The 14,355-nt window shown below is 59.4% G+C and carries 12 protein-coding genes; 5 read left to right on the plus strand and 7 right to left on the minus strand.

What is annotated here, in order from left to right:
* Window positions 1-329 precede the first annotated feature (329 nt).
* From WA411_RS00110 to WA411_RS00120, 3 genes are all read left to right on the plus strand, one after another.
* A complete protein-coding gene (locus tag WA411_RS00110) occupies window positions 330-1,412 on the plus strand; it encodes an AraC family transcriptional regulator (RefSeq protein ID WP_291905748.1) in 1,083 nt (360 codons plus the stop codon).
* Window positions 1,412-2,842, plus strand: a complete 1,431-nt coding sequence (gene cls, locus WA411_RS00115; RefSeq protein WP_291905746.1) for a cardiolipin synthase — start codon at window positions 1,412-1,414, stop codon at window positions 2,840-2,842. The genes WA411_RS00110 and cls overlap by 1 nt, the downstream gene beginning before the upstream one ends.
* Before the next feature lie 83 nt (window positions 2,843-2,925).
* Entirely contained in the window at window positions 2,926-3,603 is a 678-nt protein-coding gene (locus tag WA411_RS00120; protein ID WP_136630838.1) for a GntR family transcriptional regulator, read from the plus strand.
* A 6-nt stretch (window positions 3,604-3,609) separates the two neighbouring features.
* Here WA411_RS00120 and WA411_RS00125 read toward each other — a convergent pair whose 3' ends face one another.
* Together WA411_RS00125 and WA411_RS00130 are read right to left on the minus strand one after the other, a co-directional pair.
* Window positions 3,610-5,691: a patatin-like phospholipase family protein gene (locus WA411_RS00125; protein ID WP_418766801.1), complete on the minus strand. Its 2,082-nt coding sequence runs from the start codon at window positions 5,689-5,691 to the stop codon at window positions 3,610-3,612.
* 142 nt (window positions 5,692-5,833) lie between these two features.
* A complete protein-coding gene (locus WA411_RS00130; RefSeq protein WP_291905741.1) occupies window positions 5,834-6,439 on the minus strand; it encodes a hypothetical protein in 606 nt (201 codons plus the stop codon).
* A gap of 216 nt (window positions 6,440-6,655) precedes the next feature.
* Here WA411_RS00130 and WA411_RS00135 point away from each other — a divergent pair, with 216 nt between their 5' ends.
* Window positions 6,656-7,021 carry a hypothetical protein gene (locus WA411_RS00135; RefSeq protein ID WP_136630840.1) on the plus strand — a complete coding sequence of 122 codons (366 nt, stop codon included), beginning with the start codon at window positions 6,656-6,658 and terminating at the stop codon, window positions 7,019-7,021.
* A gap of 13 nt (window positions 7,022-7,034) precedes the next feature.
* On the opposite strand, the gene WA411_RS00140 is transcribed toward WA411_RS00135, so the two are convergent.
* Entirely contained in the window at window positions 7,035-9,836 is a 2,802-nt protein-coding gene (locus WA411_RS00140) for an ATP-binding protein (protein ID WP_222466038.1), read from the minus strand.
* 96 nt (window positions 9,837-9,932) lie between these two features.
* Between WA411_RS00140 and WA411_RS00145 the strand changes: the two genes are divergently transcribed.
* A complete protein-coding gene (locus tag WA411_RS00145) occupies window positions 9,933-10,166 on the plus strand; it encodes a DUF2789 domain-containing protein (protein WP_069184830.1) in 234 nt (77 codons plus the stop codon).
* Here WA411_RS00145 and WA411_RS00150 read toward each other — a convergent pair.
* The 4 genes from WA411_RS00150 to dapF form a co-directional block, all read right to left on the minus strand.
* Window positions 10,160-11,644: a GGDEF domain-containing protein gene (locus WA411_RS00150; protein WP_291905737.1), complete on the minus strand. Its 1,485-nt coding sequence runs from the start codon at window positions 11,642-11,644 to the stop codon at window positions 10,160-10,162. The two genes, WA411_RS00145 and WA411_RS00150, sit on opposite strands and share 7 nt — an antisense overlap.
* 68 nt (window positions 11,645-11,712) lie before the next feature.
* Window positions 11,713-12,645, minus strand: a complete 933-nt coding sequence (gene xerC / locus WA411_RS00155) for a tyrosine recombinase XerC (protein WP_222466184.1) — start codon at window positions 12,643-12,645, stop codon at window positions 11,713-11,715.
* Between the two features lie 28 nt (window positions 12,646-12,673).
* The gene (locus WA411_RS00160; RefSeq protein WP_291905735.1) at window positions 12,674-13,420 is read right to left on the minus strand and encodes a DUF484 family protein; all 747 of its coding nucleotides are present in this window, start codon (window positions 13,418-13,420) and stop codon (window positions 12,674-12,676) included.
* 16 nt (window positions 13,421-13,436) lie between these two features.
* A complete protein-coding gene (gene dapF, locus WA411_RS00165; RefSeq protein WP_291905733.1) occupies window positions 13,437-14,351 on the minus strand; it encodes a diaminopimelate epimerase in 915 nt (304 codons plus the stop codon).
* Window positions 14,352-14,355 lie beyond the last annotated feature (4 nt).

A 14,355-nucleotide genomic window follows, 5' to 3' on the forward strand; every position in this document is an offset into this window, starting at 1 on the left:
AGTACCGGTATTGACGATCATTTTCCGAAGACGAAAAAAAGCCGGGCAAAGCCCGGCATGAAGGTCATAGACGTTAAGCCTGAGAAATCAGCAATAGAAGATGCTGTTCAGGTACTCTGCAAGCTCGATGACGTTTTTCCGCTCAAGCTCGGTATGGGGTACAAAGATTTCCTGTTCCATAAAACACCTCCTGATTGCCTTTCCATTGCTTCAACCTGATACCCTGATGTTATCGTTCAAGCCACGGGTGACCGTTGACAGGCGGTTGCATACACTTGACATTTTGTATCAGTCCTCATGACAGCTCGTTAACTATCAGGCCGTATACCGTGACATCTGCCCAACCGGATTCCACCAGCACTCCCCTGGTCGCTGCCTCAAGCACGCTGGCACTGGTTCATTACCTTGAGCGACAGGGCGTGTTCAATGCCCCACACGTTGAACAACTGACCGGGCTGACGATGTCGGAACTTACCGACCCGGACCGTCGAGTCCCCGCGGATGCCCACTACCGGCTCTGGGAGCACGCAGAGTATGTTACGGGCGACCCTGGCGTTGGACTGCATGCCGGCAAGGTTGTGGATCCGGAACGGATGGGACTGGTGGGGCATGTATTCTTCAACTGCGACACACTGGGTGAGGCTGTTACCCAATATGTCCGCCTGCATCGGCTGATTAATGAGTCGGTATTCCTGAGCTTTGAGCAGACCGCTGACCAGGCCATCCTATGCTGGCAGCCAGACAGGGCCGAACATTACTGCCGGCAGGATATGGACCGCACCCTCGCCGCGTCTATCACCCGCACCCGTCATTTCATCCACCCGGGCATTCAGGCCGAATGGGTGGAAATTGCCCACCCGGCGCCCGTGTACGCGCACGAATACGAAAAGCTTCTCGGCGGGCCAGTCCGGTTTGACTGCGGCATCACCAGACTCGCCTTCAACAGCCGGCACCTGGGGCATCCGATTCCCCGCCGTAACCCGTATGTCTATTCAGCTGTGCTGAAACAGGTCAATTCCCTGCTGGCCAGGCTGCAGAGCCGTCGCTCCTTTGGCCGCAAGATTCACCGGCTGATATCAAAGCAGATGGCAACCGAAAAGATTGATGCCGACACGCTGGCCCGGCAGTGCCACATGAGCCGACAGACTCTGTACCGAAAACTCAAAAAGGAGGGTCTGAGCTTTCAGGGCCTGGTGGAACAGGTCCGGCAAGACAAGGCGCTCAGGTATGTGGCGGGGGATCAGTATGCCCTCGGCGAGATTGCCTTCCTGCTCGGTTTCTCTGAACTCAGCGCCTTCAGCCGGGCGTTCAAACGCTGGACCGGCACCTCGCCGGCCGAGTACCGTGCGAGACACCTGGCAAGCCCAGAGGCAGAACACCAGGAGCCGGACACCAGCAAAGGAGAGCGATAGTGGACGACCTGTCTCTGGTTGCGATTGCCGTTGGCATTCTTTACCTGGGCGCATTCGCCTGCGTCTACCGCATTCTGCTGACCTATCGCACTACCCAGGGTGCCATCGCCTGGATCATTGGCCTGATCGCAGTCCCTTACGTTGCGGTCCCCATGTTCGTCCTGTTCGGACGTAATCGTTTCGGTGGCTACGTGAAGGCTCGTCGTCTCGGAGACCGGTCACTGACCAACCTGCTGAACCGGTTCGAGCAACAGACCACCTCCATCCCGGTCCCTACCAGCGACCGTTTCACAGACGAACTCCAGGTGCTCTGCCGGCTGGGACGCCAACCGTTTACCGACGGCAATCGATGCACGCTGTTGCGGGACGGCGAAGCCACCTTCAACGCCCTGTTCGAAGCCATGGAAGACGCCGAGCACTACATCCTGCTGGAATTCTACATCGTGCGGTCAGACCGGGTTGGCCGTCGAATCAAATCGATTCTTGAACGCAAACTGGCCCAGGGTGTGGAGGTCTGGTTCCTGTATGACGATATTGGCAGCGTCTGGCTACCGAGGAACTACCTGAAGCAGCTCGCCGCCGCCGGCGCCCGGATTGCCTCGTTCGGGGACGGTAACATCCGCAGGCGACGATTCCAGATCAATTTCCGGAACCACCGCAAGCTGCTGGTCTGCGACGGTAAGGTCGGCTTTGTGGGCGGCATCAACCTGGGAGACGAGTACCTTGGCACCGCCATGGATCAGGAGCCCTGGCGCGACACCCATTGCCGGATTGAAGGTCCGGCCGTTACCGGCTTGCAGCTGGCGTGGTTGGAGGACTGGAATTGGGCCAGCAACGATTTTCCCAGCCTTGACTGGGAGCCGGTCGCCAATCAGCCCGGGAATGACGAGGTGCTGATGCTACCAACCGGCCCGGCCGACACCTGGGAAACCTGTACCCTGTTCTTCCTGAACTGCATCAACAACGCCCGATCCCGGCTCTGGATCGCCTCGCCCTACTTCGTGCCGGACTTCCAGATCATGAATGCGCTGCAACTGGCGGCGCTTCGGGGCATAGACGTGAGGATCCTGATTCCGGAGAAATCAGACAGCCGCCTGATCGGTCTGGCCGCCTACTCCTACCTGGTCCAGGCCTGCAAGACCGGAATCGGCATCTATCGCTACCAGCCGGGCTTCATGCACCAGAAAGTGATCCTGGTGGATGATCGCTATGCGGCTGTGGGAACGGCCAATATGGATAACCGCTCCATGCGACTGAATTTCGAGATCACCGCCATTACCACAGCACCGCATTTCATTCGCAGCGTCGAATCCATGCTGGAACAGGATCTGGAAAGCTCCCGGCTGATGACCGAAAGCGATTACAAGGACCGCTCCATACTCTTCCGCCTGGCTTGCCGTGCAGTCCGCCTGCTGGCACCGTTGCTCTAGACTTTCCGATCACTGGCTCCGGAATACCCGATGTGCGACTATGCCTACACGATTCAGCCAGTACGCAGTAGCGACAGATCACCATGAATGCCTTCAAACCCAGAGAAACACTGACCGAACAGGTCGCCCGCCACATTGAGAACCTGATTGCCTTTGGCCAGCTCCGATCCGGAGAACGGATCTACGAGGGCGCCATGGCCAAGCAGATGGATGTCAGCCACGGATCCATCCGGGAAGGGCTGTTGCTGCTGGAGAAGCGGCACCTCGTCCGGAACGTTCCGCGCAAGGGCGCGTTCGTGACACCCCTGGACGAGTTTTTCGTTCGCAGCCTCTACGAAACCCTGGAACTGTATCTCACCCACACTGGCCGCAAGCTGGTTCGCAGCTGGCAGGCTGATGATATGGCCAGGCTGGAAAGTCTCTATGACCAGATGAAGGCCTGCTACGATAAAAACGATCTGATGGCCTTCCTGGAACTGGGCATTGAATACACCAAGGCATCGCTGGCCTATGCCGACAACTACTTTATTGTCTCCGCCATTGATGACCTCTGGCCGTCGGCCAAGCGCTGTGCCTTCGTCGCCTTCCAACAGGGAGGCAACCAGGTGCTTGAAGACAACCTGTCGCACATGGAGCAATCCATCAGCGCGATCAAGGACCGGGATGAAGACCGCCTGGCGGAAATACTGCACCGCTTCGCTCTGCAACAGTGTCAGCAGGTTCTCACCGCCATCGAAAAGACCGGCAACAAGACCGCGTGATGGGCCTCAGTAAAACAGCTGGGTGAACGAGAAACCGATATTGAGGTAGGCCGTCCAATTGTCCTCGTTGTTGTAGGCGGCGGCCAGTTGTACCGGACCTAGGAAGGTATCCACACCGGCAAACACACTGGAGGATTTAACCGAGCTGTCCCAGCTGGCAGCATCCAGCGAAGACCAGGCATTGCCCGCCTCGAATCCGGCACCCACAAACCAGGGCAGAAGTGGCCCACCAAACGTCTGGCTGGCATAGGCGGAGACCATCAGGGCATTGTCTCCGGTAATTTCGCCGGGCGCGTACGCCGACAAGCGGCGAAAACCTCCCAGGCGAACCGCGTTTTCAATGCCTGGCGTACCCTTGGTTACCGCATGGGCATACACCAGCCCGGTCAACGTCAGCCGCTTCCAACTCTCGGTACCCAACGCCAGACCGGTTACCGAATCGAATTCCCGGTCGGATCCCAGACCCTCTCGCTCAAAACGCCCCCGAAGGCCGGCGAAGCCACCAGCCTGCGGGAAAAAGGAATCATCCAGCGAATCATGAACCAGTTGCAGGGCCATTCCACCCTGATGCACGGACCCCTCAGGGGCCACCGGCTGGCCGATCTGCTCATCCACCGTGGCATAGCCCCGGGCATAGATCAGCCGGATCTCGGCATTGCCGCCGATTTCCATACCCAGAGCCAGATCCGCTTTTCGGAAGGTCACGTCCACCTCCGCTATTCGCGTGCCCGAGGCGTCGAACTGGCTGAAGGTATCCCGGGAATATTCGCCACCGAGCACCAGGAATCGTTCATAGCCGTAATCCAGGGGCTGATACCACTGGGTGCGCAGCCAGGGTTCGGTGCCGAGCTGAACACCGGTCTGCCACTCCCCACCCAGCTCGTTCAACTCGGTCATGCGAAGGGACGAGGCCAGATTGAAACGGGTTTCCCCGTCAAAGTTATCCTCATAGTTAAGTCCGAAAGACAGATAGTTTGGCCCCCAGCTCTTCTCCTGGACACGGATGGTCAGAACCGTACCGTCGGGCGACGAGGACGTGGAGTACGACACGATTTCGTAGTAGCCGAGGCCATAGATTCGTTTGAGATCGGCCTCCAGCTGCGCGGTATTCAGGGGCTCGCCGGTTCTCTGTCGGATTCGCTCTTTGAGAAAGTCGCGGGCCAGCCGACGACTGTCTTCGATGTCGATGCGTGAAATAATCTCTACGCCGGCGTCCTGCGCCGCTATGCTATCTCGCCAGGCTGCCCACGCCTTGCGGGAGACGGATAATGGCCGCAATTCGACCCCATGCTCCCTGGCGGTGCTGGCACCCAGCTCAAACAGTACCGGCGCATCGTAGAAATCGGCAGAGGTGTAACCTTCCAGGTCCGGTCGTATCAGAACATCACCTTCAGCCAGCAAATCCAGCTGCTGATCGGTGTTTCGTCGGGTCATGATGGTTGTAAGCTGACCGACCACGGAAAAGGCGCCCCGCAGTTCGTCGGTCTGCATCAGGCTGTCGGTAATATCTATGGCGATGATGACGTCAGCGCCCATTTCCCGTGCAACGCTGACTGGCAGGTTATTGGCGACGCCACCGTCCACCAGCAGCTGGCCATTACGCTCCACTGGCGCATAAACGCCTGGAATGCTCATGCTGGCCCGAATGGCCTCGGACAGGTTGCCCTCACCGATAACCACCTGCTCGCCGGTTTCCAGGTCCGTGGCAACGGCCCGGAATGGAATGGGAAGCCGGTCAAAATCCTCAACCAGGGCAGCGTTGCGCGTCAACTCGTTGAGGATGAACCCAAGGTTCTGGCCGGCGATCAGCCCACCACCGACATGCAGGCCATCGGCGCGAACACCAATTCCCGGTACCACCGGAAACCGCCAGTCATCCTGCTTTCGCCGAACCGGTTTGTAGACTCGACCAGGGTCGTCTCGAAAGCTGGAAAGCCAGTCCATCTCGATAAAGCGCTGCTCGATGTCACTGACCGGCATACCACTGGCATAAAGGGCGCCCACCGCAGAACCGGCACTGGTGCCTACCACAAGGTCAACGGGAATCCGCATTTCCTCCAGCACCCTGAGCACGCCCACATGGGCCATCCCCTTGGCGCCACCGCCGCTGAGCACCAGCCCCACCCGGGGCCGTTCCTCAGCCGGCGCCAATGGTGCCAGAAGAAGCAGGATCGCGGTCAGTAGCCAGGGCGCAATCGTTGCCCAACGGTTGCGCCGATTCACAGCTGGCTCATTTCCGCTCGGGGGAATCGTCGTCCGCCAGCGAGAGATGGGACACATCGGGTACCACCGGCGGGGGCAGATCACGGTCTACGCCCAGGTCACTGCCGGGCGGCGCCAGACTCCACTCGTCCAGATGCTGGAACATGGGAGGTTCCACTTCGGTACTCTCTGCCAGGGTGACTCCGACCGGATCCAGGCTCAGGCCGGAGCCGGAGAGAATGGTATCCACCTTTTCGCCCGCCACCGGCAGGCGATCACCGGGTTCGGTTTCGGGGACTCCACCGCGCTTTGCTTCCGCCGGAGGAGCTACAGACTCCTGCTGCTGATTGGGCTGGTCCGCCGGCGCCGCAGGTCTAGGCTTGGGTGCAGTATTGGAGGCAGGGCGGGCGTCAGCCATCGGCTGGACGTAAGCAACCATGCCGTGCTTCCTCAGAACCGCACGGTACTTTTCGGCCTGAACCTCTTCCAGCTTGTTACGAATAACCACCGGCTGACCACTGAACATACGGTCGACCTGCTCAAGCGAGGCCTTGAACAGCGTGCGGGCGTTATTGCGCGCGGTTTCCAGATCCGTTCCGGGAACACATTCCCCTTTAAAGACAAGCTGAAACATGCGTTTTCCTCTTAACGTCCTTTTTTTACATCATAGTTGATCGTGTCGCGCACAGGGAGCCCGAGACCCCGTCCATCACTGTATCGAGAGTGCAAACAATTGAAAAATTTATGTCACATATCACGCAAAATGCGACAGACTCTGCAATAATCAACAGTAACCAAACTTTACACTTGGTTACAGACTGACCGGATTGTCACCAGGGAGTGGCCTCCAATGACTATAAAACATTCGCTTCGCCTCGTCGTCGCAGCCCTGTTGCTGTCGGCACCTCTCGCTCATGGTGAAAACCTCGACGTGCTCATGAGCCGGGTGTTCCCGGAAGCCCAGGCGACTTATATCGGTTACGAGAGCGTTGAACGACAGGATATCCCTGCCAGCGCCGCGGTTGACCGGAAGTACCTGATTGTCGATTTCCGACTGGCGTCGAATGAGATGGAATCGGAACAACTTCAGGCCAGTGTACACAAGGTCTGTATGACCCTGCTCAAGGACCGCGAGCTGATCCGACAGCTGTCGGATTCCGGCTATGACATGGTCTCTGTCGCTTTCGATCGTCGTTCGCAGTTCGACTGCCTCTGAGGCGCCCGGTAGCTCACTCTTCCCGACCGAGCAGTTTCGGGAAGGCTTCCAGGGCGCTGTTGACCGCATCCAGGTTGAACGCTTCAACGTCCGCCAGCAGCTTTTCCCCGTATCGTGTCACCGACCTTGAGCGGAACCGCTGGCCCCAGGCCAGCACCCGTCGGGCAAAGTCTTTCATCTGTTCCGGATCGCCACTTTCCCTGACGGACTCCCACTCATCACCGAAGTCAGCCGCCAGCTGTTCCCTGAGCCAACCCCGTTCCTGCATGCTGAGGGTCTGGGCCAGCAGTCGTTCGGACTCCTTCGGCGCTCCCTCGTCTTCCGCCTGCTCCACCGTCGCTTCTACCCGTGGCAGCGTTACCGTAAAGACCGACCCTGTGCCCGGTTCACTCTCCACCTCCAGCTCCCCGCCCATCATCCGGGCCAGTTTCCGGCTGATGGCCAATCCGAGACCGGTACCACCATAGCGCCGGGTATTCTGCCCCTCCTGCTGCTCAAAGGCATCAAAGATCCGGTCAACCTGGTCCGGTGGAATGCCAATACCGGTATCGCTGACCGTGACCACCAGTTTGTAGAACTGGCGTTCCGGGGCCTCTGTGCTCTGTTCCACGCTGTCGGATCGTTTTTTGAGCGGCTTCGCGGTGGCTCGAACCGTCACACCACCATCATGGGTAAACTTGATGGCATTGCCGACCAGGTTGAACAGGACCTGCCGAAGACGGGTCTCGTCCAGCATCATGGCAGCGGGCATACGTGAGTCGACACTCACTTCCAGAGTGATGCCCTGCTCGCGGGCCCGCAGATCGAAGATATGGCGAACATCGTCCAGGAGACGACGCACCGACACCGCGGAATAGTCGAGCCTCATCTTTCCTGCTTCGATCCGGGACAGGTCCAGAATGTCGTTGATCAGCATCAGCAGGCTTCGGCTTCCCGCCCGGATAGCATCCAGGTAGTTCCGTTGCTGCGGGTCGGTAACACTGTTGCTGAGCAGATCGCTGTAGCCAATCACCGCGTTCATCGGCGTGCGGATTTCGTGGGACATGTTGGCCAGGAACTCACTCTTTGCCAGGCTGGCCGCCTCCGCTTCCCGGGCCAGTCGTTCGGCTTCCAGTTTGGCGGCGCGCAGTTCGTCCTCGCTCCGGCGCAGAGCATTCTCGGAACGGATACGCTCATCCACCTCCCGTGAAAGTTTCCGGTTCCAATACAGGAAAATCAGCACCACCAGAATGGCAATCAGCACCACCCGCCGAACCACGGTGTAATCCGTTTCCTGCTCGATATCCAGGTGGATCCAGCGATTGTAGATGGACTCTGTTTCGCTGGCCTCGAGACTGCCCAGCGCCTTGTTCAGCACCCGGTGGAGTTCCGGACTGTCCTTGCGCACGGCCAGCCTCAAATCGTACTGGTAGGGCGTGATACTCGTGATTCTGAGATTCGACAACCCCAGCCTTGCAACGGTGTAACTGACCGCCGGAATGTGAGTAACCATGACGTCCAGATCGCCATTGGACAGCGCCAGAAGACCTTCCTCCACACTATCCATCGGATACAGGTCCAGGTTTGGATGGTTAATCAGCAGATAGTCATGGGCTGCATGCCGGTTCACCACACCCACCCGTTCGCTACGGAGTTCGCGAAGGTCCCCGATAAAGCGTCCGTCATCGCGGATGGCCAGAGCGATGGGCACTGTGAGGTAGGCCCGGGTGAACAAAAAGGCGTCTTCCGTCCGCGGTGTTCGGGACAATCCCGGGAGTATATCCACTTCACCTGATCGGAGCTGTTCTTCAGCCTCCATGCGGCTCCCCGCCACTGCACGGGTAAACCGGACATTCAGCTCGCTTTCGAGCCGTGTCAGCAGGTCCGGAACCAGGCCGGTAGGCCGGCCATCCTGGGTATATTCGAACGGGGGCCAGTCCGAGCGGAAAGCGACTTTCAGATCAGGATGGCGCTTGAGCCAGTCGATGTCCGATTCAGAGAGCTCGAGCCCGCTTCGCTCCATCGCCGGCTGGTCGGCCTGAAGCCATGACTGGCGGATGGTGCGGTGTTCATGGTGACTGATCGCAGCAATGGCCCTGTTCAGCACCTGATAAAGTCGGTCGCGATCAGTATCCACCTGCAACACCACATCTACTGTACTGTTGTCGAGCAGAACCGACAGACCAATACCGTTCACCATGGCCGACTGCAGGTAATCCGAAACCACTGGCACTGGTGCGAGAAAAGCATCGGCCTGCCCGGAAAGAATCTGCCCAACGGCTTCGCTGACATTGCCAACCGGAACCGGCGTGAACTCTTCAACCGGGTCGAGCATGGGGTACTGGTTCGGGTCACCGGCGATCACGGCAATCCGGCTGCCTTCCAGATCGGCCAGGGTACGAATGGCAGCATCGCCAGCACTGACGAACAGGCCGTAAGTGAGGGACATCAACGGGTCGGTAAAGCGTTGGCCGGGGACCACCGGCATTCCGGGCATCCGGGTGGTCAGAACCGCATCGGTTGCCAGCTCACTCTGAACCGGGCCGGTTTCCCGCCCTGATTCCAGGACAACCGGCTCCATGGTGACGCCAAGCTTATCCGACAGGCGGGCGAGGTAATCAATGTAGGTCCCGGCCAGGACACCGTTACCGGTATCGAAAACCAGCGGCACCTGGTCACTCCGCAGGCCGATCCGAAAACGCTCCTGGTCTTCCAGCCAGTTCAGCTCCTGCTTGCCGAGCACAGGGGCCGGCGATGCTTGTGGCGGTTCCGCCCGTACCGGGGATTGAAACAGCGCCAACAGGCAGCATAGTACAAAGGCAAGGGTAACCTTCACTGGATATCCTTAGGGGTTCCGCTACATTTCAGGGAACAATACCTGCAAACGCCATTGATTTCATTCAGCCAAACGGTCATCGGGAGACGAATGTCCATGGATACCAGCAAACACACCCTCAGCACCCTGTTCGAACAACTTGGCTTGGCGTCTGACGCCAAAAGCATCGAGGATTTCGTTGCAAAATACTCGCCCCTGCCCAGCGAAGTTGCCATCCAGGACGCGCCCATCTGGTCCGAAAGCCAGTCCCACTTCCTGGAAGAAGGCCTCGAGGAGGACAGCGACTGGGCAGAGGTGATCGACGAACTGGACGCGATGATGCGTCACTGACCGGCGGTGCTATCGCCGATCATGACCTGATCGCGGCCCGCGTCCTTGGCCTGATAGAGGGCGCGGTCAGCGCGGTCAAACACCGACTCTTCGGTGTCGCCGGCAATAAACCCTGCCAGACCCGCCGAGAAGGTCACGCTCACCGGCTCGCCCCGGAAGTGGAACGGCAGCTTGCGGACATGCTCCCGCAATTTATCGACGACTACGCTGGCGTCTGCCGGCTCGGTCTCTGGAAACAGCACCACGAATTCCTCGCCGCCAAAACGGGCCACAAAGTCAGTGGTGCGCAGGCGCTCTCTGAACTCCCTTGCAACCAGTTGCAGTACCCGGTCCCCCGCCTTGTGGCCATAGGAATCGTTGATCCGCTTGAACAGATCAATATCCAGCACACCCACGGTCAAAGGATGACTGTAACGTTGCCAGCGGTTGTACTCGAATGAGAGGCGTTCCTGCCAGGCTTCACGATTAGGCAACTCGGTAAGCAGATCGGTCATGGCACGCAATCGCTCCTTGCGGACCTGCTCCTGCATCTGCTCGGAATGAGCTTCCATGGCGGCTACTTTCTCTTGCATTGCCTCAAGCTGCTCGGAAAGAGCACGCTCGCGCTCCGACTCCTGGGTTCGAAAGCGACCGACCGCCTGACCGATGGATTCAAGGTGACGGCTGACCGACTGTTTGAGATCCTGCAGATCATCACTTTCCTGCAACCGCTGACCTACCCGCTCGATTTCCTCACGGATTTCGCGATCCAAATGTTCGGAGGCATCCAGCCGACCGGACTGGGCCGAGGACTGGACAGCAAAATGCTCCCGAAGCACCTCCAGGCGCTCGTCCAGTCGTTTGAGAAAGGCCTCGAATTCGCGTTTGCTCCGGGTGACGGCAGCTATCACCAGCTCTGCCACCTGGTTCAGCCCTTCCCGCAGCTCATCCCAATCATTACTGGCCAGCAGAGACTGCTGCAGAGCGCGAGCCCGTGACTCGGCTGCGGGCTCCAGAGAGACCTGGGTCAGCACCTGACCCAACAGCTGGCCTACCCGGCGGGCAATGCGCAATCGCTGGGCATTGTCCTCGATATCCCGGGTATTGCCCGGCACTGCCTCAGCCTGTTCAGGGCTCTCGAGCTGAGATTCGGGGACCGTCTGTTGCTGCTGCTGTGGCTCTGGCTCCCGGGCCTTGCGGGTGAAAAAGGAAGGCTTCCTGTCGTTGGCCGTCTGACGCTCATCGAGCAGGGCGACCTGACGGTCAATCTGATCCTGCAATTCCTTCCAGGCTTCCACATCCACCCGGTTCTTCCGCAGGTCCTTGCGAATTCGCACCAACAGGCGGTCCAATTCCGGCGTTTGGCCTTCCGATGCCAGACTGGTTCGAACCAACATGCGCTCAAGAGTATTACGCTCGGCCTTCCACTGCTTTTCCCGGTTTTCTGCAGACTCGAGTTCCCGAAGGTATTTATCCTTCCAGGACTGATCCGATGCCATGAAGCGCTCCCGCCTATCCTTGCTGTACTGTTGATGTTTGAAAACGCCTGAACTGCCTGTTGCCGGTTTCAGGAACTCTCGTCACTGGTCTTGCCATGATACTTATCGCGACGCGCCCTGGGGTGACTCTGGTCATAAACCCGTGCCAAATGTTGAAAATCAAGATGAGTATAGACCTGGGTTGTGGCAATGTCGGCGTGCCCCAGTAACTCTTGTACGGCCCGCAGGTCGCCACTGGATTCAAGCATGTGGCTGGCAAAGGAGTGTCGCAGCATGTGGGGATGGAGTTTCTGGTCGGCGCCGCGGCTGATACCCCAGCGGCTCAGGCGGGCCTGGATACTGCGGTGGCTGAGCCTCTCGCCCCGCTGGCTGACAAACAACGCGGCTTCACCGTCACTGGCCAGCGCGGCTCTGTGCTGCAGCCAGGCCTGAATGGCGGCAATTGCCTTGCGCCCCACGGGCAGCAGCCGCTCCTTGCCGCCCTTACCCAGCACACGGACTTCTCCACCGCGCAGATCGACGGTATCGAGATCCAGGCTTGCCAGCTCCGCCAGCCGCAGCCCAGAGGAATACATCAGCTCGAACATGCACAGGTCGCGGACCTCCAGAGGGTCGTCCGGTTGGCAGTCAAGCAGATGATTCAGTTGATCCACGTCTGCCACTCGAGGCAAGCGCCGACCATTCTTGGGGGCACGGATATCCAGCGCCGGATTATCCGAGGCAAGTTTCTCCCTGAGCAGGAACTGGTAAAAACGTCGGGTCGCGGAAAGGTGCCGGGCAATGCTCCGGCCTGACAGACCCTCCCGGCTGAGCGTTGCCACATAGCGGCGCAGATCGTGATTGGTGACCCGGTGCCAGGCGGTTAACCCGCTCTGGCTCAGCCAGCTTGCCAGACGTTGCAGATCGCGCTGGTAGCTTTCGCAGGTTCTGGGGGAATGACGTTTTTCAGAAGCCAGATGCCGGATAAATTCCGTCAGCGGCCCGACAAGCTCCTGGGGCACCGAAGGACGCTCCGGAACCGCTGACACCTTAGCGGGACTCCGTCGCCATATCGGTGACCGGCGCAGCCATGGTGTGCCGCTGCACCATGGGGGGCAGGAGGCGGCTGAGGGTATCACTGATGTAACTCAGAAACAGCGATCCCATGCTCTGGTCAAAATAGCCCGGCTGGCAACTGCCGACCGCAAACACACCTACCAGCTCATCATGTCTGAGCGGTACCAGCGCCACGGAGGCAATCGGTTCTTCCCGGTCCGGGAACAGAAACTCCCGCTCGCTCTCACGGAACTGGCCGCATACGGCCCTCTCGCCTTCCAGCAGGCTACCCAGTCGCTCACGGGCCACGGAGGGACTCACCACATGCAATGCACCCTGGGAGGCCTCGGGCAGTTCGACATCGGTGAACAACAGTACGGAGGCAGAGTCGAGGCCGAAATCGCCGCGGATGCTGTCGTCAATGGCCGAGGCCATGTCGTTGAGGGTCCGAGCCTCAATCACCTGCATCAGTAAGCGCTTGCTCTTCTCGAACAACCGGTCATTGTGGCGGGCGATGGACACCAGCTCCACCAGCTCCCTGCGCAGAGTGTCCCGTTGCTCCCGAAACAGATGCACCTGGCGCTCCACAAGGGAAATCGCCTGACCACTGTCGTGTGGCAGGGTAAGACTGCGCAGCAGTTCGTCCTGATCGATAAAGAAATCGGGGTTGGCTCGCAGGTAGTCCGCCACCTCTTCCCGCGTGAGCTCACCGGCCTTCTGTCGGGCCGTTTGTTCTGTCATGGAGTACTCCTGGCTGTCAGGATCTTTGTTTATGGGGGCGACCGCTCCTGCGGCGGCGACCACCAGATTCACCCGGCAGCCTCAACTGCCCCTCAAATACACTGGTTGCAGGCCCTTCCATCATAACAGGGGACCCCTCACCCTGCCATTCGATGACCAGTTTGCCACCCCTCAACTCCACCTCCACGCGGGAGTCCAACAGACCACGCAAGCAGCCGGCAACAACCGCGGCACAGGCGCCGCTGCCACAGGCCAGGGTCTCGCCGGAACCGCGCTCAAATACCCGGAGGCGAACATGAGTGCGGTCGAGGATCTGCAAGAACCCGATATTGGCCCTGGCCGGGAATCGGGGATGGCGCTCGAGCTTGGGCCCCAGCGTTTCCACCGGCGCCTGTTCCACATCCTCAACCAGCAATACGCCATGGGGATTACCCATGGACAGGGCGCTCAGTTCCACTGTCTGGCCATCGACATCCACGGTGTAGACGTCCTTGCGGCGGTCGGCGGCAAACGGAATCGCCGGCGGATTGAACTCGGGCACACCCATGTTAACCATGACCATGCCTTCGCACCCCACGCGAAGCTCAATCACGCCTTTCGCGGTCTGAACCCGGATGACTTTTTTATTGGTCAGGCGCTGGTCGCGAACGAATCGCGCGAAACACCGGGCCCCGTTGCCGCACTGCTCCACCTCGGATCCGTCCGCATTGAAAATTCGATAACGGAAATCGACATCCGGCAGACCGGGCGGCTCCACCACCAGCAGCTGGTCGAAGCCAATCCCGAAATTCCGGTTGGCCAGTTCCCGGATCATCTCCGGCCGCAGACGGAACGGCTGGCTGATGGCATCCACCACCATAAAATCGTTGCCCAGCCCATGCATCTTGGTGAACCGAAGCGTGGGGCCCTGATTCCGGCGTTGCTGTGTCATCTCC

The organism is Marinobacter sp. CH_CUG1437-1 (assembly GCF_037029655.1).
Lineage (GTDB): Bacteria > Pseudomonadota > Gammaproteobacteria > Pseudomonadales > Oleiphilaceae > Marinobacter > Marinobacter salsuginis.